Raw genomic sequence first — 21,789 nt, 5'->3', positions numbered from 1 at the left:
CCGGCGAGGGAATCGCTGGGAGCATGACAGATGACGCCAAGGCGAGTGGGCTGTCGGACGAAGAACGGCTTGCCCAGCTCGGCTATACGCAGGTTCTCGCCCGCCGCATGTCGGCGTTCTCCAACTACGCGGTCTCGTTCACGATCATCTCGGTTCTTTCGGGGTGTCTGACGCTGTATCTGTTCGGCATGAACACCGGCGGCCCCGCCGTGATCACCTGGGGGTGGGTCGCGGTCGGACTGATGACGCTGTTCGTCGGGCTGTCGATGGCCGAGATCTGTTCGGCCTATCCGACCTCGGCGGGGCTGTACTTCTGGGCCCACCGGCTGGCGCCGGCGAGGTCGGCCGCCGCCTGGGCCTGGTTCACGGGGTGGTTCAACGTCCTCGGGCAGGTCGCGGTGACCGCCGGGATCGACTTCGGCGCGGCGTCCTTCCTGGGCGCGTACCTGAACCTGCAGTTCGACTTCACGATCACGCCGGGCCGCACGATCCTGCTCTTCGCCGGGATCCTCGTCCTGCACGGGCTGCTGAACACCTTCGGGGTCCGGATCGTCGCCCTCCTCAACGACATCAGCGTGTGGTGGCACGTGCTGGGCGTCGGGGTGATCGTGGGCGCGCTGGCCTTCGTGCCGGACCACCATCAGTCGGCGTCCTTCGTGTTCACGCACTTCGTGAACAACACCGGATGGGGCAGCGGCGTGTACGTCGTCCTCGTCGGCCTGCTGATGGCGCAGTACACCTTCACCGGGTACGACGCCTCCGCCCATATGACCGAGGAGACGCACGACGCGTCGACGGCGGGCCCGAAGGGCATCGTGCAGTCGATCTGGACCTCGTGGATAGCCGGATTCGTGCTGCTGCTGGGCTTCACCTTCGCCATCCAGTCGTACGACAAGGAGCTGGGCTCGGCGACAGGCGCGCCGCCCGCGCAGATCCTGCTCGACGCGCTGGGGGCGACGGCGGGCAAACTCCTGCTCCTGGTCGTGATCGGCGCGCAGCTCTTCTGCGGGATGGCGTCCGTCACCGCCAACAGCCGCATGATCTACGCGTTTTCGCGCGACGGGGCGCTGCCGTTCTCCCGGGTCTGGCACACCGTGAGCCCGCGCACACGCACGCCGGTCGCGGCGGTGTGGCTGGCGGCGCTGGGCGCGCTCGTGCTGGGGCTGCCGTATCTGATCAATGTGACGGCGTACGCGGCCGTGACGTCGATCGCCGTGATCGGGCTCTACATCGCCTACGTCATCCCGACGCTGCTGCGGCTGCGCAAGGGGGAGGCGTTCGAGCGGGGGCCGTGGCACCTGGGTCGCTGGTCGCGCGCGATCGGCGTGGTCTCGGTCGCCTGGGTCGTCGTGATCACGGTCCTGTTCATGCTGCCGCAGGTCTCGCCGGTCACCTGGGAGACCTTCAACTACGCCCCGGCCGCGGTGCTCGTCGTCCTCGGCTTCGCCGCGGCCTGGTGGCTGGCCTCGGCCCGCCACTGGTTCCTCAACCCCGACCACGCCCGCACGGCCGCCCGCCTGGCGGCGCGCAAGGACGCGCCCGAACCGGTTGATCCATAGGGCTGTTCGCTGTTGGCGTGGCCGGGACGCGGATACCCGATCGGAGTCCCGGCCACGTCCGGCTATGCTCGGGGATGCATCGGCACGGGATCGATACGGGCCGGCGTGTGGACCCTTAGCTCAATTGGCAGAGCAGTGGACTTTTAATCCATTGGTTGTGGGTTCGAGTCCCACAGGGTCTACCGAAAAGCCCCAGGTCAGAGGGAATCTGACCTGGGGCTTCGGTGTGCTTGGGGAGTGTGGGGCCCGATGGCTCAGCCCGCCGTGAGTTCCGGCAGGGGGAGCGTGTGCTGGGTCTGGAGGACCTTGGCACGCAGGTAGCGCACGTTGTGGGCGGTGGTGAAGACGCCCGTCGGGACGCGGTGGGAGACCGTGACGCCGAGGTCGCGCAGCTGCTCGGCCTTGTCCGGGTTGTTGGAGAGCAGGTCCAGGTCGTCGATGCCGAGGGCCTGGAGCATCTGGGCCGCCGCGGTGTAGTCGCGGCCGTCCTCGGGCAGGCCGAGGGCGGCGTTGGCGGCGTACGTGTCGAGGCCCTGGTCCTGGAGTGCGTACGCGTCGAGCTTGTTGTAGAGGCCGATGCCGCGGCCCTCCTGACGGAGGTACAGGAGCACTCCGCCGCGCTCCGCGATCCGCTCCACCGCCTCGCGCAGCTGCGGGCCGCAGTCGCAGCGGGCCGAGCCGAAGACGTCACCGGTCAGGCATTCGGAGTGGAGCCGCACCAGCGGGGTCGCGCCGGGTTTGCCGAGCACGACGGCGAGGTGTTCCTTGTCGTCGGCGAGGCCGTGGAAGGTGACCAACTCCGCGTCGACCGAGTAGCCGTCGCCGAAGCGCAGGGGCACAGTGACGCGGGTGCGCACCGTGGCGGTGGGGAAATCGCGCATGTTGTCTCTCCGGTCCAGCGGGTGTCGTGCGAGTTGTGCCGGTGGTGCTTCAGTTTTGAAGCACTGCCTCGGAGACAGACAGTACACGGTGCTTTAAAGTTCAAGCAACGGCTTTGCTCGATTCTGTGTCGTACGGCTCACGAAGAGTGCTGTCGTACGGTTCACGAGGAACGCCGTCACCGACTACGAGGAACGCCGTCGCCGACTCACGAAGAACGCCGTCGCCACGGCAGATCTTCCCCGCAGGCCCCGGGATTCTCCCCCTGGATGCCGCGGGTGATGGCCCCGCAGATCTCCTCCAGTTGCCCCACCTGCTCGGGGGTCAGCCGGTCGAAGACCGCCGTCTTGACCTGCTCCGCGTGACCCGGCGCCGCCCGCTCCAGGACGGCCATCCCCTCGTCCGTGAGGACCGCGATCTGGGTGCGCTTGTCGCTGTGGCAGCCCTCCCGGCGCACCAGACCGTCGCTCGCCAGCCGGGTCACGCCGTACGTCAGCCGACTGCGGGTGATCTTCAGGGTCTCGGCGAGGTCGGTCATCCGCAGCCGCCGGTCCGGTGCCTCGGACAGCATGGCCAGGATGGAGTAGTAAAGGTGGGGCATGCCGGTCTCGGCCTGGAGCTGCCGGTCGATCGTGTCCTCCAGGAGCGAGGCGGCGGCGGTGTACGCGCGCCAGGCGCGCTGCTCGGCGGGGGAGAGCCAGCGGGTCGTCATGCCGCCAGTCTAGGTATTGTTTAAAACTTGAACCACTAGGAGCCCTGCGCTCGGAGCTGGAGAGTGCGCCCCATGCCCCACCCCTATGTCCTGTTGTCCGCCGCCGTCTCCCTCGACGGCTTCCTGGACGACACCGGCCCCGACCGCCTGCTGCTCTCGGGCCCGGCCGACTTCGACCGGGTCGACGAGGTACGGGCGTCCAGCGACGCGATCCTGATCGGCGCCGGCACCATCCGCGCGGACAACCCCCGGCTGCTGGTCAACTCCGCCGAGCGGCGGGCGGCCCGGGTCGCCGCCGGGCGCCCGGAGTACCCGCTGAAGGTCACCGTCAGCGGCTCCGGCGACCTCGACCCGGACGCCCAGTTCTGGCACACGGGCGGCGAGAAGGTCGTCTACACGACGGACAAGGGCGCCGAGCGCGCCACCGACGCCCTGCGCGGACTGGGCGTCGACGTGGTCCCGACCGGCGCCGAGCTGGACTGGCGCGTCGTGCTCGAACACCTCCACGACGCCCGCGGAGTGCGGCGGCTCATGGTCGAGGGCGGGGGGCGTGTGCACACCCAGCTGATGACACAGGGGCTGGCGGACGAGCTGCAGCTCGCCGTCGCGCCGCTCTTCGTGGGGGAGCCGGACGCGCCACGGCTGTTCGGACCCGGGGGATATCCGCCGGGCCGGATGCGGCTGGTGGAGACACGACCGGTCGGGGACGTCGTCCTCGTCCGCTACGTCCCCACCGCACCCGGGGAAGGCGCCCTCGCCTCCGCCGCGGACCGGCACTGGCTGGGCGTCGCCTGCGAGCTGGCGGCGCTGTGTCCGCCGTCAAAGACCGCGTTCAGCGTGGGGGCGGTGGTGGTGGCGGCCGACGGCACCGAGCTGGCGCGCGGGCACTCGCGGGAGGGCGACGACCCCGTCGTACACGCCGAGGAGGCGGCACTCGCGAAGATCGATCCCGCGGATCCGCGTCTGCGCTCCGCCACCGTGTACAGCAGCCTGGAGCCGTGCGCGCGGCGAGCCTCCCGGCCCGCGCCCTGTGCGCGGCTGATCCTCGACGCGGGGGTACGGCGGGTGGTCACCGCGTGGCGCGAGCCCGACACGTTCGTGACGGAGGCCGACGGAAGCGGTCTGCTCGTGGCCGCGGGGGCGGATGTCGTCGTACTGCCGGAGTTCGAGGAGCGGGCCGTGGCGCCCAATCGTCACCTTCTCGCCGCCGGGTAGGGGCGGCCTCGCGGTCGTCCGCGAAAAGCCTGGTGAACCGGGCCCCGCGGATGGCGTACACTAATTTCAACGACGCGGGGTGGAGCAGCTCGGTAGCTCGCTGGGCTCATAACCCAGAGGTCGCAGGTTCAAATCCTGTCCCCGCTACTGAAGGCCAAGGGCCGGAACTCGGAAACGAGTTCCGGCCCTTGGTTTTTTCCCGTTCACCGTTCCCGTTTTCCTGCCGCCCGGTTTTCCCGTTTGCCGTCCCGCCCCGGTTTTCCCTGCCTACCCGACTTTCTGTAGTCTTCCGCTCACTATGAGTTGTCATTGGTGGCTGGTCCGGCGCGCGCCGGCGCTCGCGCTGCTGCTCGCCGTGTGCGCGCTGTTCCTCGGGGCCTGTCACGACGGTCATGACTTCGTGCCGGACGGCGGGACCGTCGTCGCCCCGGCCGGGCACCACCACGAGCGCGGCGGAGCGGGCGGCGTCCGGTGGTCGGCCTCGGACTGACGCGTCCCCCGGTCGGCCCCTCACCGCTCGCCCCCCGCCCCCGTGCCGGGAAGCCTGGACGGGTGGGGCAGCAGCAAGGAGGCGCGCATCGGGCCGAGGATCCGTACGGCGAGCCGTACGAGAAGCCATGTGACGAGCAGTACGACCGGTCCGGTGGGCGATTGCCCGGGGACCCCGTGCCCGATCCGGGGCTGGGGGACGAGCCGGTGCCCCGCCCGGCCGAGGCGGACCGGAGCCGGATCTCCTGCGCGCGCAGCCTCGTCCGGGTCCTGCCCGCGCTGCTCATCCTGCTCGGCGCGTTCTACGACTACTTCACCCCGATGGCCTTCACCGCGGGCCCCCTCTTCACGGCCGCGCCACTCGTGGCCGCCCCGCTCTTCTCGCTGCGCGGCACCGTGCTCACCGGCGTCACGGCGCTCGTCGCGGTGCTCACGATCCACATCCGGCTCGGCATCGTCTTCAAGGTGGACGCGCTCACGGAGGTCGCCACCGTGGCGACCGTCGGAGTGCTGGCCGTGCTCATCAACATCCTCGTCCGCCGCACCGACGAACGACTCGCCTCGGCCCACCAGATCGCCGAGGCGGCCCAGCGTGCCGTCCTGCCGGAACCCGACCAGCGGATCGGCGGCCTCGACGTCGCGGCGCGCTACGAGGCCGCGCAGGCGGGCGCGTTCATCGGCGGCGACCTGTACGCGGTGCAGGACTCCCCGCACGGCGTACGGCTGGTGGTGGGCGACGTACGCGGGAAGGGCATGGACGCGGTGGCCGCCGTCGCGGTGGTCATCGGGGCGTTCCGGGAGGCGGCCGAGCAGGAGGCCACGCCGGAGGCGGTCGCGCAGCGGCTGGAGCGGGCGCTGGCCCGCGAGGGCACCCGGCGCGAGGGCCTCGACGCCTTCGAGGGGTTCACCACCGCCGTCCTCGCGGAGATCACGCACGAGGGCGGCCTCGTAAGGATCGTCAACCGCGGCCACCCGCCGCCGCTGCTTCTGCACGCGGACGGAACGCTGGTCACGCTCGCCGCCGCGAACCCCGCACTGCCGCTCGGCATGGGCGAGTTGGGCAGCTGGCCGGACCGTGCCGAGGAGACGGAGTTCCCGCACGGGGCCACGCTCCTCTTCCACACGGACGGACTGTCCGAGGCCCGCGACGCGCAGGGGCGCTTCTACGATCCGGCCGCGCGCCTGGCCGGACGGACCTTCCCCGGCCCCGACTCCCTGCTGGCCACCCTTGTGGAGGAGGCCCGACGGCACACGGGCGGCGCCCTGACGGACGACATGGCACTGCTCGCCGTACGGCGACCGTAGCCACGGAAAGGGGCGTTCTTGATCGATGTCACGAGGGGTGATCGGTCGATGCCCCTCCGCATAACGACTGACACACCGTCAAATAACCGCCAGGTAGGGAGGCGCGGCCAACTCGCCCGATTTCCGCCGGTCATGGGCGGTAAGTCCTGGCCAAAAGTGGTTAATGATCAGTACGAACAGCTTGGAATCCGGTACCCGCGTCTATTAACGTTCGATAACGCAGCGCGGTCGTCCCAGCCGTCACAAGAGTCGGCTCCGTGCGCACGCGCCGAATCCCGCGAGGGAACCGGGGAACCACCAACTTGGGGTGAATCGAGCGTCTTTCACGGTGGAGACACCGTGGGTTGACGCGCGTAGGAGACCTTCCTGCTCCGAACCCGTCAGCTAACCCGGTAGGCGAGAAGGAAGGAAAGGAGCACGCCCACGTGGCGTCCAACCGGCCCGCCCAGCCCACTTCGTTCCCGCCGAACGACACCCAGACTTTTGGCTACGCCTACGGCAAGGACGAGGGCCCCTGGGAGGAGTGGAACCCCACCGAGGATTCCATCCGTCCCCTCCGCGGCCGGCACCGCGTCTCCAAGCAGCGCGGCGGGGGACTCGCCCGCAGCTCCACGGTCCTGGGTGTCGGCGTCATCGCCGCCGTCGGCGCGGGCGGCATGGCCACCGCAGCGCCCGGCAAGCCGCCGGTCTCCATCTCGCTGCCCGACCTCTCCTCGGTCACCGAATCGGCCAAGGCGCTGATATCCGACGGCGGTTCCAGCACGCCGAAGGGCTCCGCCACCCCGCTCACCAGCGCCGGTGTGACCAGCGCCGACGCCGCGCAGGGCAACACGGACGCGGGCGAGGCGCTGCGCGCCCGCATCATCCAGCAGGCCGAGTCGCAGCAGGACCAGATCGACAAGGCGGCCCAGGACGCCGCCGAGTCCGCCGCCGCGAAGAAGGCGGTCGCGCTGGCCGCCCAGCAGAAGGACGACGCCGAGGCCAAGGTCGCCGCCGCGAAGAAGAAGGCGGACGAGGACGCCAGGCAGAAGGCCGAGGCCGCGCGCCTCGCCGAGCTCGCCAAGAGCTACTCGCTGCCGACCTCCTCGTACACCCTGACCTCCCGCTTCGGTGACGCCGGTTCCATGTGGTCCTCCGGCTATCACACCGGCCTCGACTTCGCGGCCCCCACCGGCACGCTGATCAAGGCCATCCACAGCGGCACGATCACGGAGGCGGGCTGGGCCGGCTCGTACGGCTACCGCACCATCCTCACCCTCGACGACGGCACGGAGCTGTGGTTCTGCCACCAGTCGTCCATCAGCGTCAGCGTGGGACAGAAGGTGGCCACCGGCGACGTCATCGGGCGCGTGGGCGCGACCGGCAACGTGACCGGGCCGCATCTGCACCTGGAGGTTCACCCGGGTGGCGGCAGCGCGATCGACCCGATGGCGTGGCTGCACAGCAAGGGCCTGAACCCCTGATCGTTCCCGGGGGCCGTGTGCGGAATATGGCAATCCGGTACGGCTGTTGAAATAAGGCATGACTTCTCTACGCAAGCTCGGCTCCTCCGACCTCGAGGTCTTCCCGCTCTCCCTCGGCGGCAACGTCTTCGGCTGGACCGCCGACGAGGCGCAGTCCTTCGCCGTGCTCGACGCGTACACGGCCGGGGGCGGCAACTTCGTCGACACCGCCGACGGCTACTCCGCGTGGATCCCCGGCCACACCGGCGGTGAGTCGGAGACGATCATCGGCAAGTGGTTCGCCGCGCGGGGCAACCGCTCCGACGTCGTCCTCGCCACCAAGGTCAGTACCCACCCCGAGTACAAGGGCCTGTCCCCGGCGAACATCAAGGCCGCCGCCGACGCCTCGCTGCGCCGCCTCGGCACGGACTACATCGACCTCTACTACACCCACTTCGACGACACCTCGGTGCCGGTCGAGGAGATCATCGGCGCGCTGGACGAACTGGTCCGGGCCGGCAAGGTCCGGGAGATCGCCGCCTCCAACATCTCCGCCGAGCGGCTCGCGGAGTCCGTGGAGTTCTCCGACCGCGAGGGCCTCGCGCGCTACGTCGCCCTCCAGCCCCACTACAACCTCGTCTCGCGAGACACCTACGAGGGCCCGCTCCAGGAGGTCGCCTCCCGGACCGGCCTGGCCGCCGTCCCGTACTTCGCGCTCGCGTCCGGCTTCCTCACCGGCAAGTACCGCCCGGGTACGACGGTCGACTCCGCGCGGGCCGAGGGCGCGCGCAAGCACCTCGACACCGAGCGCGGCATCCGCGTCCTGGCCGCCCTCGACGAGGTCGCCGGGGCCCATGACGCCGAGGTCGCCACGGTCGCCCTCGCCTGGCTCGCCGCCCGGCCGACGGTCGCGGCGCCCATCGCCTCCGCACGGACGGTCGAGCAGCTGCCGGCCCTGCTGGCGGTCGCCGACCTGACCCTGACGGACGCGGAGGTGGCCAGGCTGACAGAAGCGTCCGCCTGAGGCCTACGACTGGTAGGGGTTGTACGCGGGGTACGGCGTCGCCGGGGCGGGATACGGGGTCGTCGCACCGGCGGGATACGGGGGCGCGCCGGCGGGGTTCACCTGGCCGGGCACCGGCGCGTAGCCGTAGCCGGGCCACGGCGGCGGTAGCTGCGGCGGCACCGGTACGGCCGGGGCCGCCGCGTGGGCCGCGTACGCGAGGGAGGGGCGGGCGACCTCCCGGCGGCGCCACAGCTCGTGCAGCAACTCCCGCTCCCGTACGACGAAGTCCGCGTTGGCGCGGCCACTGCGCCCCCGGTGCCGCAGAAACGCCAGCGAGGTCGCGTACGCCTCGTACTGCGCGACCGAGCGCGCCGCCGCCCTGCCGAAGTGGTGGGCGGCGTAGTCGCGGGCCAGCCGCCGCGCCCGCATCGAGCCGAGCACGTACGGCTCGGGCGGGGTGAGCCACCCGGCCGCCGCGTACGCCGGAAGTTCGGTCCGTACGGTCTTCAGCTCCCGCTGCCGCGTCCAGATGACGAGGAAGGTGAGCAGACCGAACGCGGGCACCATGAACGCCCCGTACACCGCGTAGAAGCCGTACTCCCCGAAGTTCGACGAGCCGTTCCACATGGAGTGCATGCCCATCGCGAGCAGCAGTCCGGTCAGAGGCAGCAGGACGCGGCGCACATGCTGGCGCTCGGCGGACAGCGCCGCGATGCCGAAGCCGATGCCGGTGAGCACGGTGAACAGGGGATGCGCGAAGGGCGACATCACGACGCGGACGAAGAAGGTGGCGGCGGTGACGGAGGCCAGGCCGCGGTCGCCGTTGAGCTGGTCCGTGCCGAAGGCGGTGCCGAGATAGAGGATGTTCTCGGTGAAGGCGAAGCCGGTCGCGGTGACTCCGGCTATCACGACCCCGTCGACGATCCCCGTGAAGTCCCGGCGGCGGAAGAGGAAGACCAGGAGCACGGCGGCGGCCTTCGCGGACTCCTCCACGATCGGCGCTATGACGGTCGCGCCGAGGGTGTCGGCGCTGGACGGGTCGGCGGTGGCGGTCGCTATCCATCTGGTCGCGAAACTGTTGGCGACGATCGCTATCAGCGCCGCCGCGCAGGCGCCCCACGCGAAGGCGAAGAGCAGGTTGCGCCAGGGGCCGGGCTCCACCCGGTCCAGCCAGCGGAACGCGGCGACGAGGAGCGGCACGGGCAGCACGGCGAGGCCGAGCCCGACCAGGAAGCCCTCGGTGCCGGTCTGTTGGCGGACCAGGGCCAGGATGACGAGGCCGGAGAGCGCGAGCAGGGTGATCAGCGCGCCGTAGCGCACCCACTTCCGCTGCCACCAGTGCGCGTGCCGCAGTGCACCGTCGGCCGGCCCACCGGTGGGACCGCCGGGATACGTCGGGTACGGGGGGAAGGTGGCCACGGCATTGACCCTAACGAGGGAGGGGCGCTGCCCGCGACGGCGCCTGGTGGTGTTCGTCCGCGGGTCTTCAGTCGCCGGATGTGTCCTGGTCTCGGTGCTGTACGCGCCGGAACAGGAGGTCGTTCACCACATGACCCTTCTCCAGTCCCTGACCCTCGAAACGGGTCAGTGGCCGGAAGTCCGGACGCGGCGCGTAACCGCCGTCCGGCCGGGTGTTCTCGAAGTCCGGGTGCGCGCTCAGTACTTCCAGCATCTGTTCGGCGTACGGCTCCCAGTCGGTCGCGCAGTGCACGAGGGCGCCGGGCCTGAGGCGGGTCGCGGCGAGGCTGAGGAACTCCGGCTGGATCAGCCGCCGCTTGTGGTGCCGTTTCTTGGGCCAGGGATCGGGAAAGTACACGCGCAGCCCGCTCAGGGAATCCGGCGTGAGCATCTCCCTGAGCAGAATGATCGCGTCACCGTTGCCCACGCGGATGTTGGTGAGCCCGTTCTGGTCCGCGAGGTTGAGCAGGTTGCCCTGCCCCGGCGTGTGCACGTCGACGGCGAGGATCCCCGTCTCCGGGTCCTCCGCCGCCATCCGCGCGGTGGCCTCGCCCATCCCGAACCCGATCTCCAGCACGACGGGCCGCTCGCCCCCGAACAACTCCGCGAGATCGATCACCCGCTGCCCGTCGATGTCGAGCCCCCACTTGGGCCACAGCCGCTGCAACGCGTCGGCCTGCCCCGTGGTGACCCGGCTGCGCCGCGGCTGGAAACTCCGGATCCGCCGCTCGAAGTGCGATCCGGCGGGGTCGGCCTTCGGACCGTCGGGGAACCGGGGCTCCCCCTTGGCCCGGACATGCCGATGGGGCTCACCTCCGGCGACGGAGCTGGACCGGGGCTCTTCGGGGGAGTCAAAGGAGTCAGACACAGTGAGGACGATTTTACGGCGCCCCCGGGAGCAGCCTGCCGCCCCTACCCGTCCCAGAGGCTCCGCCCCAGACTTTCGAACGCCGGACGGCCGAGGCTTTTGGGGGCGCGGGGAACCGCGCGATCGGCCCCCACCGGCCCGCGGACAAGGACTCACCGGCCCGTCACCCCGTCACGTCCCCGCCAGCACCCCCAGCGCCCGGCGCGCGACCTCCCGCCCGATCGGGAGCGACGCCGTGGCGGCGGGAGACGGTGCGTTCAGGACGTGTACGGTCCGCGGGCCCTCCTCGATGAGGAAGTCGTCCACCAGGGTGCCGTCCCTCAGGACGGCCTGGGCCCGGACACCTGCCGAGGCCGGGACCAGGTCGTCCGGCGTCACCGCCGGCAGCAGCCGCCGCACCGCCCCGGTGAACGCCGCCTTGGACACCGACCGCCGCAGCTCCCCCGCCCCGTACCGCCAGTGCCGCCGCGCCATCCGCCAGGAACCGGGCCACGCCACGGCCACGCCCACCTCACGGGGCCGGACGACCCCCCACCCGTACCCCTCCCGGGCGAGCGCGGGCACCGCGTTGGGCCCGATGTGGACGTCTCCGTCGATCCCCCGGGTGAGGTGCACGCCGAGGAAGGGGAAGGCGGGGTCGGGGACCGGGTAGACCAGGCCGTGGACCAGCTCGGGACGCGCCAGGGAGTAGTACTCCCCGCGGAAGGGGATGATCCGCATGCCGGGTTCGTCCCCGGCCAGGCGTGCGATCTCGTCGCAGTGCAGCCCGGCGCAGTTGACCAGCACTCGTCCCCGCACGACCGCCCCGTCCTCCGTGCGGACGGCGACACCGAGCGCGGGCCGGCGGTCGATGCGGACGACCTGCGCCCCGTACCGGATCTCCGCCCCGGAGGACTCGGCGAGCTGCCGGGCCACGGCGACGAAGTCGCACACCCCCGTCGTCCCGACGTGGATCGCGGCGAGCCCGCGCACCTGCGGCTCGTACTCCGCTATCTGGGCGGGGCCCAGCTCCCGCACCGGAATCCCGTTCTCCCGGCCGCGCTGCACGAGCCCGTGCAGACGGGGCAGCTCCTCCTTCTCCGTGGCGACGATCAGCTTTCCGGTGACGGCGTGCGCGATGTCGTACTCCGCGCAGAACTTCACCATCTCGGCGGCGCCCCGCACGGCGTACCGCGCCTTCAGTGAGCCGGGCCGGTAGTAGATCCCGCTGTGGATCACCCCGCTGTTGCGCCCCGTCTGATGTCGGGCGGGGCCCCGCTCCTTCTCCAGCACCGTCACGCGCGTGCCCGGCGCGGCGCGCGTGATCGCATATGCCGTCGCCAGGCCGACGATCCCGCCGCCGATCACCAGCACATCGCAGTCGTAAGCGACCCGCACCTGTTCCACCTCCCGGCTTCAAGAGTGCACTGCGCCACTGACAATGCCTTCAAACCCAGGAAGTGGGCCGCGCCCCCGAAGGGGCGCGGGGCTGCGGCATTGTGCGGCTCCGCCGCGTGGGCGCGACCGGCCCCGGACAACCCGCAGTCCCAAGATCACGACAACCCGGCAGACGCGAAGGCGCCCGCTCCTAGGCGGGAGCCATCAGCAGCGGCCGTGCCCGCTCCCTCAGCTCCACCACACGCGGTTCGTCGCCGTAGGGCTCCAGACGGTGCAGAAGGTCCTTCACGTACTCCGTCGTGCGCGCGGAGGAAATCCGCCCGGCGACCTCCACCGCCCGTACGCCCTGCTCGCATGCCGCGTCGAGATTGCCCGACTCGAGCTCGGCGACCGCCGACACCACCAGCCGCAGACCGTGGGAGCGTACGAACTCCTCCGTCGGCTTCGACAGTGCCTGCTCGGTGAAGCGGCGCACCTGGCGCGGCGCCTTCAGGTCGCGGTAGCACTCGGCCGCGTCGGCCGCGAAACGGTCGTACGAGTAGAAGCCGAGCCAGCTCGGGTCGTGGTCGCCGTCCCGGGCCCGCTCCAGCCAGCCCTCGGCGGCCTTCAGGGCCCCGCCGGCCGCCTGGGCGTCACCCGCGCGCGCGTGAGCGCGTGCCTCGACGAGACGGAAGAAGCTCATGGTGCGGGCGGTGGCGAGCCCCCGGTTGCGCTCCAGGGCTGCCTGGGCGAGGTCGACGCCCTCGTCGCCGAAGCCGCGGTAGGTCGCCTGGAGGGACATGGAGGCCAGTACATAGCCGCCCAGAGGGACGTCGGCGGCGGCTCGGGCCAGGCGCAGGGCCTGGATGTAGTAGCGCTGGGCGGCCTCCTGCTGGCCCGTGTCGAAGGCCATCCAGCCCGCCAGGCGGGTCAGCTCGGCACTCGCCCCGAACAGGGCTCTGCCCACTTCGTCGGAGTAGGCGCCGAGCAACAGCGGTGCCGCCTCGACCCGCAGACATTCCGGCACCATCGACGAACGCCAGTCGCCACCTCCGTACTTGGAGTCCCAGCGCCTGGCGTCCTCTGCTGCCTCGCGGAGCTTCTGCACATCGCTGTGGCCGACTTTCAGTGGTGCCCCGGAGCCCTCGGAAGGGTTCACGTCCCGCGCCACCGAACTGTCGGCCGGGGTTATCAGCCACCGTGAGGCGGGAGTCGCGTAAGCGCTCACTGCGAAGGATCCCGCCAGGGACTGCCAGATGCCGCCGCTGCCGGCCCGGCGGCCGGCGAGGTCGAGGCGGTACAGCTCGGTGGCGGACCGCACCGCCTGCCCGACGTCACGGGGGAAGGCGAGGCCCACTTCGGGCGCGGGATCCGCGTCCGCCAGGCCGATCTCGTGGAGCGGCACCGGGCGGCCGAGCTTCTGACCGATGGCGGCCGCGATGAGATGCGGCGCCGCACCCTGCGGCACCATTCCCTTCGACACCCAGCGCGCCACCGACGTCTTGTCGTAGCGAAGAGTCAACCCGCGTTGAGCGCCAAGATCGTTGACGCGCCGCGCGAGTCCTGCATTGCTGATTCCCGCGAGGGCGAGAACGGCGCCGAGTTTTTCGTTCGGCCCGCGTTGCTCCCTGGACATGCGCCACCCCTCGACACAGACGGCTGCCGCGCTGGCATAACCATGCGGCATTCGTAAACCCAGCGTAGTTCGCCGCATCCCAAGCGTTAAGGGGCGTTGTTCCGGATGGCGGGATTGTGGTCCGTACGGAAGTACGGACGGTTGCATCGTGCTCCCGCTGTGTGGCTGTGCGCCCGTCCGTGCGCTCTTCTCCGGCCATCGGGGGAGCGCTTCCATGGATCGTGCGTGGGTCGGCCCGCTGTACTGGATCCAGTGGGCTGGGGGACACCGCCGCCTACATCCCCGCGGGCGGCGGACCGGTCCGGGAGGCGAACTCCGCCTCCCGGACTGTGCGTTGTCGGAGCGATGCGCAGGGGCCTGCACGGAGCGTGTGCACGCCTGTCCGCCCGCAGCCGATTTGGCCGAAAATCGACGGTGGCCTTTGCGGGCAAATAGCGCTCCTACCACGTCACTTGAGGGCGCATGAGGTGCTTTCGGGGAGCGTACCGGGGGCGCATTCGCGTCGCCGATCCACCCCCGCCCACTCGTCGTTCCCGGTGAATCCCTCGTGATCACCTTGCCTCGGGCGGGTGTTCGCATCTGCTTCGGATCGGCTTTGCAGCGGCCTCCCAACGGCGCGAACGTATTCGCGGGGGCGCATTCCAGGGGGCGCAAGCCGCCCCAGGGGCCCTCCCGTACGCGGTCTTCGTGGCAGCATGGAGCCGAGTTCGTACGGTGCACTGGTTGTCCACAGCCTGTGGAGGCGTCGATGCGGTGGTTGGTGGGGTGGAGCAGTACCGCCGCCAGAGCGCCCGAGATCGGCATGGCGGGCGCCACCGGAAGTGACGGCGAGACCGTGCACCCGGTGGGCTCCCAACTCCTGTGGGGCGACCCCGATCCGCTCTGGGCGGTCGGCGACTGGCGCCCCGACGAGGTCCGCGTCATCAAGGCCGACGCGCAGAACCGGATCGCCGTCCTCGGCACCTGCGGGGCGAGCGACGAGCAACTCAAGGTCGGCCTCTTCGCCGCGCGCGGCGGCGCACTGCGCCACCTCACCGCCTGGTCCGGCAGCTACACCGCCGTCGTCCAGGTCGGCCGCCGCACCACCGTCGCGGGCGACCTCGCGGGCGCGCGGCCCGTCTTCCACACCCCCTGGGCGGGCGGTACGGCCTACGCGACCGCCGCCCTGCCGCTGGCCGACCTCATCGAGGCCAACCTCGACTTCGGGCACCTGGCGGCCCTGCTCGCCGCCCCCGACGTACCGGCCGCGGTCCACGACTCGACCCCGTACGAAGGCGTACGACGCATTCCGCCGGGGCACGCGCTGATCATGCGCGCGGGTGCCCGCGAGGTCGCCGGCTACGAGCCCGTCGCCTCCCTCGCCGTCGCCGCGCCCACCGCGGACCCCGACAGCGCGGTGGACGGCGTCCGGGACGCCCTGGTGGAGGCCGTACGCGCGCGCCTCGCCGCTCCCCGGCACGTACCCGGGACCGACATCGACCCCGGGCCCGTACCTGGGATGGGGCCCGCGGAGCGGCGCGCGGCACGCGGGATGCCCGTACCGGGAATCGGCGCCGACCTCTCCGGAGGGCCCGCCTCCGGGACGCTGGCCCTGCTCGCGGCGGGGCTGCCGGGGGCGCCCGGCACGGTCCTCGGGCACGGCACGGGCGCCGGTGAGCGGCTCCTCGCCGTCACCTTCAACGACCTCGCCGTGCGCGGACGGGAGGCCGAGGTGGAGCGGGCCGGGACGCTCGCCGCGAACCCCCGGCTGCACCACGTGGTCGTCGCCGGGGGCGAGGAGACGCTTCCGTACGCCGACCTGGAGGGGCCGCTGACGGACGAGCCGGGGCCGTCGCTGGTGACGGCGGCGCGGCACCGTGCGCGGCTGTCCTCCGGCAGCGCGGACCACTTCACGGGGTACGGGGCCCGGCAGGTCCTGGACGCGCACCCCGCGCGGCTGGCCGACCTGCTGATGGACCGCAAGAGACGCCATCTGGTCCGGCCCGTCGCCGCGTTGGCGAAGGCGGACGGGTCCGTCATGGTTCCCGCGCGCGTGTACGGCGCCGCGCGCAAGCTCGCCCGTACGCCGTACCGGACCGGCGTCGACGTTCTCGCCGACCGGCTGCTGCACCGGCGCTTCGACGAACCGGGCGGCGCGGTGGGTGCGTCACTCGCTGCGCTCACCTGGGCCAGGCCTGGTCCCGCGGCGCGTTGGCTGACCGGTGAGGCGCTGGCTGAAGTATCGGTTCGCCTACAAGGAGCCGCAGGTCGGACCGGGGTGGTCGGTCCCGGGCAGCGGCCCGGTGACTTCCGCGCCCGGGCGGCGCTCGCCCGCCACGCCGCCGATCTTCGCGTCCTGGAGCAGGCCGCCGAGATCCGCTTCCAGCGGCTGCACGCGCCGTTCCTGGACAACCAGGTCGTCCGCGCGTGCCGGGAGTTGCCGGAGGCGCTGCGGGTCCAGCCCGGGGCGCGCGCCGCGATCCTCCGGACCGTCCTGGAGGGCGCCGGGGTGGCCGAACTGCCGCCCGGCTGGGGCGCGCCGTCGCACGCGTCCTCGGCGGCGGCCGCGCGGACGGGGTTGCGGGTGGCCGCGGATTCCCTGATCGCCTTGTTCGACACTCCTCTGCTGGCGCAGGCGGGGCTCGTCGAGGCACGGGTCGTCCGCAAGGCGCTGCGGGCGGCCGCGGCGGGGGAACCGCTGCCGCTGGACGGGCTGGCGGATCTGGTCTCCCTGGAACTGTGGCTGCGCCGTCTGCTGGCCCGCCGCGGCACCTGCTGGACGGGCACGCCCGCCCGCCAACGGGCCGTACCCGCGGGGATCGTGCCGCAGGGGCGGGCGTTGGGGGCGGGGGCCGGGGGGCGGGGCTAGCGGCCGGCCGGCCGGCTCTGGGTCGTCGTTGGGTCGGGGCCGTGCCGGCACGTCGAGCCCGTCGCCGCCGGATCAGGCCTTGCCCTACAGGGAGCCGCTTCCAGACCCGAACGTAAGCGACGGGCTTACGACGCACCGGCACGGCCCCTTCCGCGCGCGGACGACTGCGGGCCGGTGGGGGCCGGGGGCGCAGCCCCGGCCCAGGGGCGCGGGGAACTGCGCGATCGGCCCCCACCGGTCCGCAGCCGACGAACCCACCTGGGGGTCTGGGGGCGGAGCCCCCAGTGGGGTCGAAGGGGCGGAGCCCCTGGGGATGGGACGGGTAGGGGCGGCGGGGGCGGAGAAACCGGGCGTGGGACGGAGTGGAGGCCCGCCGGGGAAAGCCTCGGCTCTGCGCACCGGGCGAGGTGAGAATGGGCGGGTGCGGTACAGAATCCTGGGGGTCGCCCAGGCGGAGGATGAACAGGGTGCCCCGGTCGCGCTGGGCGGCCCCCGGGTACGCGCCCTGCTCACGGCGCTCGCCCGACGAACGGACCGCACGACCACCCCTCAGACCCTGATCGACGAGGTATGGGCGGACGACCCCCCACTGGACGCCCCGGCGGCGTTGCAGGCCCTGGTCGGCCGCCTGCGCCGAGCGATCGGCAAGGACGCGGTCGCCTCGGAGACGGGCGGCTACCGGTTGCGGGCCACCAAGGACGACGTGGACCTGTTCGTCTTCGAGCGGCAGGTACGGGACGGCAAGGCCGCCCTCGATCGCGGCGACGCGTCCACGGCCGCCCACACCCTGCGGGACGCCCTCGCCCTGTGGCACGGCCCGGCCCTCGCGGACCTCCCCGACCGAGACGCCGCCACCCGCTGGGACGCGCTCCGCCTGCAGGCGACGCGCACCCGCCTCGACGCGGACCTGCGACTGGGCCGCGCCCCCGACGTCGTACCGGAGTTGAAGGAGCTGACAACCGCCCACCCGTACGACGAGGCCCTGCACGTCCTGCTCATCCGCGCCCTGCGCGACGCGGGCCGGGGAGCGGACGCGCTGGCCGCGTACGAAGGGGTGCGCCGCGCCCTCCAGGAGGGCCTGGGTGCGGATCCCGGCCGGGAACTGCGGAGGCTGCACACGGAGTTGCTCGACCCGGCGGGAGCTGGCGGGCCGGGGCCCATACCCGTGGACGCCGACCATCGCGTACGGCGGGAAGGGGACGGGGCGGGGGCGGGCACAGGGCGAGGGCGGCGCGTCGACATCGGCTCCTTCGACGAGCGACCGACTCCGCATCCGGCCGAGGACGGACACCTCCCCGGCCCCGACCCCCGCCTGGACCCCGAGCGCACCGGCAACCTCCGTCCCCGCCTGAACTCCTTCGTCGGGCGGGAACCCGAACTCGACGCGATCCGTTCGGATGTGCAGAGGGCACGCCTGGTCACGCTGACCGGACCGGGCGGTTCGGGAAAGACCCGCCTCGCCGAGGAAGCCGCCGCCGGGCTCCCGCAGGCCTGGCTGGTCGAGCTGGCCCCGCTCGACCGGCCCGAGGCGGTCCCGGGCGCGGTGGTCAGCGCCCTCGGTCTGCGCGAGACCGTGCTGATGACCCACGAGATGGCGATGGTCGGCCAGGACGACCCGCTCGGCCTGCTCGTCGAGTACTGCGCCCCGCGCAGCCAGCTCCTGATCCTTGACAACTGCGAGCACGTCATCGGCGCGGCCGCCGAGCTCGCCGAGACCCTGCTCACCCGCTGCCCGGGACTCACCATCCTCGCCACCAGTCGTGAACCCCTCGGCGTCCCCGGCGAGTTGGTGCGCCCGGTCGAGCCCCTGCCGCCCGACCCCGCGCGCCGGCTGTTCATGGAGCGCGCGGCGGCCGTACGTCCCGACGCCGGCGCCGCGCTCCACGACTCCGAGGCGGTGGACGAGATCTGCCGGCGGCTCGACGGCCTGCCCCTGGCCATCGAGCTGGCCGCCGCGCGCCTGCGGCTGCTGACACCCCGCCAGATCGCCGACCGGCTCGACGACCGCTTCCGGCTGCTCACCTCCGGCAGCCGCACGGCGCTGCCCCGCCAGCAGACCCTGCGCGCGGTCGTCGACTGGTCCTGGGACCTGCTCGACGAACGGGAGCGGGCCGTGCTGTGCGAGGCGTCCGTCTTCGCGGGCGGCTGGGACCTCACGGCCGCCGAAGCCGTCTGCACCGGTGCCCTCACCGGTTCCGTCACTGGTTCCCTCGCCGGTCCGGTCGCCGGTGGCGTGGCCGATCTTGTCGGGGCGCTCGTCGACAAGTCACTGATCGTCGCGACCCCGTCCGCCCCGTACGAGGAGGACGGTGGCGGCGGCATGCGGTACCGCATGCTGGAGACGATCCACGAGTACGCCACCGAGCGCGCCGCCGAAGTCCCCGAGCTGCGCGCCGCGGCCGAGCGGCGCCACCGCGCGTGGGCGCGTGACCTCGTCGAGGAGGCCGAGCCACTGCTGCGCTCCGCCGCGCAGCTGCCCTGGATCCACCGCCTGGAGACCGAGCTCGACAACATCCGGGCGGCGCTGCACCGCGCGATCGTCGCCGGTGCGGAGGAGGACACCGGTGCGATCGTCCTCGCCATGGGCTGGTTCTGGTGGCTGCGCAACTTCCGCCGCGAGGGTGGGGAATGGACGGACCGCCTGCTGCGGCTGGGCGCGGCGCTCGACGCGAGGCGCGTCGTGTCCGAGGAGAACCGGGCGCACGGCGGGGAGGGCGGTGACGGTGGTGGCGGTGGTGACGGGTGCGAGGGCCGTGGCGGTGGCGGCGACCTCTTCGCCGACCTGGACCGGTTCGACCCACTGGCCGCTTTCCTCGACGCCCCGGACCACGAGGAGTCCCATGCGCTGCACGGCATGCGGATGCGGGCGCGCATGCTGCACCTGTTCATGCTGGTGGACACCGATCCGGTGGACGCAGGGGAGTACCCGTGGATCCCGGAGTACATCCTGCGGGTGCGGGACTTCTTCGAGAAGGGCGGTCCGGACGCGGCGACCATGCCGGGCATCGTCTGGCCGATGACCGCCTTCTTCCTGAGCGGTTGGCACGACGTGCGTCCGTCGATGGACGCGGCCCTCGCCAACTGCCGTGCGTACGGCGGTGAGTGGGAGATCGGCGTCACCCTGATGTTCCGTACGCACATGGTCGTCGACGCCCCGGGCGGCATGCCGGGCGTGGACGACGACCTCGCGGAGCTACGGGTGCTCAGCCGGCGGGTGGGCGACCGCTGGGTGCGCGCCCAGGTGTGCAGCGCCGCGGGGGAGGCGGCCATGGCGCGCGGTTTCTACGGCGAGGCCAAGGGCGAGTACGAGGAGGCACTGCGGCTGGCCTTCGAGGTCGGCGCGTACGCCGAGACGCCCTTCCTCATGGCGCGGCTGGCCGAGCTCGCCTACCGCGCGGGCGAGCGCTCGCAGGCGCTGGCCGCACTGGACGAGGCGAACGCCGCGGCCGAGCGGTACAGCGTCACGGACTCCGGCGCCTTCGTCCGTCTGCTCCGCGCCCAGCTGGCCCTGGACGACGGCGAGGTCGCCGCCGCGCGTGAACAGTGGGAGCAGGCGTGCGAGATGACCGCCCGCGGCACCCCGCCGCCGCAGTTCATGGCGGCGCTGAACTGGGTCGAGGCACTCGTGACGGCCGCCGAGTCCGGCCCGGAGCCCGGCCTGCGCAAGATGGTCGACGCGTTGGCCGGGGCGGTGACGGGGCGGTGCGCCGACGTGGTGACGGCGAGCCTCGTCGAGAGTGCGGCGGGCTTGTTGTCCGAGCTCGGCGACCATCCCCGAGCGGCCCGTCTGCTCGCCGCCGGTACCTCCTGGCGCGGCGGTCACCCCCGTCCCACCCAGGAGCGCACCGGCGCCGAGCGCACGGAGACCGCCGCGCGTGCCGCTCTCGGTCCCGTCCGTCATGAGTCCGAGCAGACGACGGGGGCGGGCTTCACCCAGGCCGACGCCCTGCGGGAGCTCGCGGAGGCGCTGAAGGAGTACGAGTAAGGAGTACGAGCAAGGAGCGCGGGTCGGGGCGAGGGAGTAGTTCACCTCACTGGCACTGGAACTTGGACTCCGCCCAGTCCACCAGAGCCGCCGCGTCGAATCTCGTGTGCGGTTCGACGGCCAGCCGAACCGTTTCGCGGCCGGTGAGGTTCACATGCACGGGGATCGCGGGTTCGCCGCCCTTGACCAGTGGCGACTGCCACAGGCGCGCTCCGTCGGCGTACACGGAGAAGTTCACCTGGCCGAGGCCCAGCGTCAGGTCGTCCACGCCGACCAGCGCGTCGTACGCCGAGCAGCTGCGGTTGAGGTCGATGGTGACCGAGGACTCGCCGTGCACGGTCACGCCGTGGGTGTACCGCTGACCCGCGATCGAGACTCCCCACCGCTGCCACACCCAACTGCTCTCGCCGAGCCGCATCTCGGGCTTGGTGTGGTCACCGGTGACGCCGTACTTCAACTCGTTCCACTGGTAGACGACCGGTGCGGGAGGCGGTGGCGGGGTGGGCGTCGGAGTGGGGGCCGGTGCGGGGGTGGGTGTAGGGGTGGGCTTCGGCTTCGCCTGCGTCGGGGTGGGTGCGGGTGTGGGTGACGGCTTGGGTGTGGGCTTCGGGGTGGGCCGGGGAGTCGGGGTCGGGCTGGGCTTCGGTGCGGAGGCCACCACCGGGGCCCCCGGCGCGGGCTTCTTCGACGGAGTCGGCGTCGCCGTCGGCTGTGGCTGTGGCGCTTCGACCCCCGGCGAGGTGGCCGGCTGCTTGGCCTCGGGCTTCTTGGCCGGGCTGCCATTGCCGACGAGGGCGAGTGCCACCGCCGCCGCTGCCACCGCGACGACTCCCGCCGCGATACCGGCCTTGACCGGCGCGCCGAGCCCCTCCGAGGCGGCCGCGGCGCCCCTGGCGCCCGCCCCGCCCGAGCCGCTGCCGGCCGCCCCGGCCGCGCCCGCGACACCGTCCGCCGGGCCCTGGCCACCCTGTCCAGCGAGCGTCCCGACGGCCCCGTCGGTAACGACGACCTCGGCGCCATGTCGTCCTGGG

General features: G+C 72.3%; 15 protein-coding genes, 2 tRNA genes, 1 pseudogene and 1 riboswitch. Of the genes and pseudogenes, 11 read left to right on the top strand and 7 right to left on the bottom strand.

Annotated features, from left to right (window positions below):
• The first annotated feature begins 23 nt into the window (after positions 1-23).
• A complete protein-coding gene (locus KVT44_RS49175) occupies positions 24-1,559 on the top strand; it encodes an amino acid permease (RefSeq protein WP_217574967.1) in 1,536 nt (511 codons plus the stop codon).
• 109 nt (positions 1,560-1,668) lie between these two features.
• A tRNA-Lys gene (locus tag KVT44_RS49170) sits at positions 1,669-1,741 on the top strand.
• Between the two features lie 72 nt (positions 1,742-1,813).
• Here KVT44_RS49170 and ribA read toward each other — a convergent pair.
• Together ribA and KVT44_RS49160 are read right to left on the bottom strand one after the other, a co-directional pair.
• Positions 1,814-2,440, bottom strand: coding sequence for a GTP cyclohydrolase II (gene ribA, locus KVT44_RS49165; RefSeq protein WP_060898662.1), 627 nt, complete (start codon positions 2,438-2,440; stop codon positions 1,814-1,816).
• A gap of 206 nt (positions 2,441-2,646) precedes the next feature.
• Positions 2,647-3,150: a MarR family winged helix-turn-helix transcriptional regulator gene (locus tag KVT44_RS49160; protein WP_099921850.1), complete on the bottom strand. Its 504-nt coding sequence runs from the start codon at positions 3,148-3,150 to the stop codon at positions 2,647-2,649.
• 72 nt (positions 3,151-3,222) lie between these two features.
• On the opposite strand from KVT44_RS49160, the gene KVT44_RS49155 reads away from it, so the two are divergent.
• From KVT44_RS49155 to KVT44_RS49130, 6 genes are all read left to right on the top strand, one after another.
• Positions 3,223-4,365, top strand: a complete 1,143-nt coding sequence (locus KVT44_RS49155) for a dihydrofolate reductase family protein (protein WP_217574966.1) — start codon at positions 3,223-3,225, stop codon at positions 4,363-4,365.
• A 73-nt stretch (positions 4,366-4,438) separates the two neighbouring features.
• Positions 4,439-4,512: transfer RNA gene (locus tag KVT44_RS49150), tRNA-Met, on the top strand.
• A 151-nt stretch (positions 4,513-4,663) separates the two neighbouring features.
• Positions 4,664-4,855 carry a hypothetical protein gene (locus KVT44_RS49145; RefSeq protein WP_190173693.1) on the top strand — a complete coding sequence of 64 codons (192 nt, stop codon included), beginning with the start codon at positions 4,664-4,666 and terminating at the stop codon, positions 4,853-4,855.
• Positions 4,856-5,046: 191 nt separating this feature from the next.
• Positions 5,047-6,159 carry a PP2C family protein-serine/threonine phosphatase gene (locus KVT44_RS49140; RefSeq protein ID WP_254650940.1) on the top strand — a complete coding sequence of 371 codons (1,113 nt, stop codon included), beginning with the start codon at positions 5,047-5,049 and terminating at the stop codon, positions 6,157-6,159.
• Between the two features lie 256 nt (positions 6,160-6,415).
• A riboswitch (cyclic di-AMP (ydaO/yuaA leader) is annotated at positions 6,416-6,573 on the top strand.
• Positions 6,574-6,584: 11 nt separating this feature from the next.
• The gene (locus tag KVT44_RS49135; protein ID WP_217574962.1) at positions 6,585-7,622 is read left to right on the top strand and encodes a M23 family metallopeptidase; all 1,038 of its coding nucleotides are present in this window, start codon (positions 6,585-6,587) and stop codon (positions 7,620-7,622) included.
• A 58-nt stretch (positions 7,623-7,680) separates the two neighbouring features.
• A complete protein-coding gene (locus KVT44_RS49130; protein ID WP_217574960.1) occupies positions 7,681-8,625 on the top strand; it encodes an aldo/keto reductase in 945 nt (314 codons plus the stop codon).
• A gap of 3 nt (positions 8,626-8,628) precedes the next feature.
• Here the strand turns inward: KVT44_RS49130 and KVT44_RS49125 are convergent, their stop codons facing one another.
• From KVT44_RS49125 to KVT44_RS49110, 4 genes are all read right to left on the bottom strand, one after another.
• Entirely contained in the window at positions 8,629-10,026 is a 1,398-nt protein-coding gene (locus KVT44_RS49125) for a PrsW family intramembrane metalloprotease (protein WP_190173697.1), read from the bottom strand.
• Positions 10,027-10,093: 67 nt separating this feature from the next.
• Positions 10,094-10,933, bottom strand: a complete 840-nt coding sequence (gene trmB / locus KVT44_RS49120; protein WP_217574958.1) for a tRNA (guanosine(46)-N7)-methyltransferase TrmB — start codon at positions 10,931-10,933, stop codon at positions 10,094-10,096.
• Positions 10,934-11,104: 171 nt separating this feature from the next.
• The gene (gene lhgO, locus KVT44_RS49115) at positions 11,105-12,319 is read right to left on the bottom strand and encodes an L-2-hydroxyglutarate oxidase (RefSeq protein WP_217574956.1); all 1,215 of its coding nucleotides are present in this window, start codon (positions 12,317-12,319) and stop codon (positions 11,105-11,107) included.
• A 181-nt stretch (positions 12,320-12,500) separates the two neighbouring features.
• On the bottom strand, positions 12,501-13,925 hold the full coding sequence (locus tag KVT44_RS49110; protein WP_099921857.1) for an MFS transporter: 1,425 nt from the start codon (positions 13,923-13,925) through the stop codon (positions 12,501-12,503).
• 748 nt (positions 13,926-14,673) lie between these two features.
• Here KVT44_RS49110 and KVT44_RS49105 point away from each other — a divergent pair.
• Both KVT44_RS49105 and KVT44_RS49100 read left to right on the top strand, forming a co-directional pair.
• On the top strand, positions 14,674-16,773 hold the full coding sequence (locus KVT44_RS49105; RefSeq protein ID WP_217574954.1) for an asparagine synthase-related protein: 2,100 nt from the start codon (positions 14,674-14,676) through the stop codon (positions 16,771-16,773).
• 421 nt (positions 16,774-17,194) lie between these two features.
• Positions 17,195-20,758 (top strand): BTAD domain-containing putative transcriptional regulator, encoded by a 3,564-nt coding sequence (locus KVT44_RS49100; RefSeq protein WP_308314342.1) that lies wholly within the window; start codon positions 17,195-17,197, stop codon positions 20,756-20,758.
• A 46-nt stretch (positions 20,759-20,804) separates the two neighbouring features.
• Here KVT44_RS49100 and KVT44_RS49095 read toward each other — a convergent pair.
• Positions 20,805-21,701: pseudogene (locus tag KVT44_RS49095) on the bottom strand (NPCBM/NEW2 domain-containing protein); the annotation flags it as partial.
• A gap of 15 nt (positions 21,702-21,716) precedes the next feature.
• Between KVT44_RS49095 and KVT44_RS61250 the strand changes: the two are divergent.
• Positions 21,717-21,789, top strand: a 73-nt coding sequence (locus KVT44_RS61250; RefSeq protein ID WP_368857610.1) for a hypothetical protein, incomplete at its 3' end; no start/stop codon positions are given.

It is taken from the genome of Streptomyces sp. GbtcB7 (assembly GCF_019091445.1).
In the GTDB taxonomy this organism is placed as follows: Bacteria; Actinomycetota; Actinomycetes; order Streptomycetales; family Streptomycetaceae; genus Streptomyces; species Streptomyces mirabilis.
The sequence above is the reverse complement of the archived record's forward strand: the minus strand, read 5'-3'. Positions and strand labels throughout refer to the sequence as shown.

Bases quoted from the DNA above. Each gene is read 5' to 3' on its own strand.
- KVT44_RS49160 (WP_099921850.1), bottom strand. From the start codon at position 3,150: ATGACGACCCGCTGGCTCTCCCCCGCCGAGCAGCGCGCCTGGCGCGCG.
- ribA (WP_060898662.1), bottom strand. From the start codon at position 2,440: ATGCGCGATTTCCCCACCGCCACGGTGCGCACCCGCGTCACTGTGCCC.
- KVT44_RS49175 (WP_217574967.1), top strand. From the start codon at position 24: ATGACAGATGACGCCAAGGCGAGTGGGCTGTCGGACGAAGAACGGCTT.
- KVT44_RS49155 (WP_217574966.1), top strand. From the start codon at position 3,223: ATGCCCCACCCCTATGTCCTGTTGTCCGCCGCCGTCTCCCTCGACGGC.
- KVT44_RS49130 (WP_217574960.1), top strand. From the start codon at position 7,681: ATGACTTCTCTACGCAAGCTCGGCTCCTCCGACCTCGAGGTCTTCCCG.
- KVT44_RS49145 (WP_190173693.1), top strand. From the start codon at position 4,664: ATGAGTTGTCATTGGTGGCTGGTCCGGCGCGCGCCGGCGCTCGCGCTG.
- KVT44_RS49110 (WP_099921857.1), bottom strand. From the start codon at position 13,925: ATGTCCAGGGAGCAACGCGGGCCGAACGAAAAACTCGGCGCCGTTCTC.
- KVT44_RS49105 (WP_217574954.1), top strand. From the start codon at position 14,674: ATGCGGTGGTTGGTGGGGTGGAGCAGTACCGCCGCCAGAGCGCCCGAG.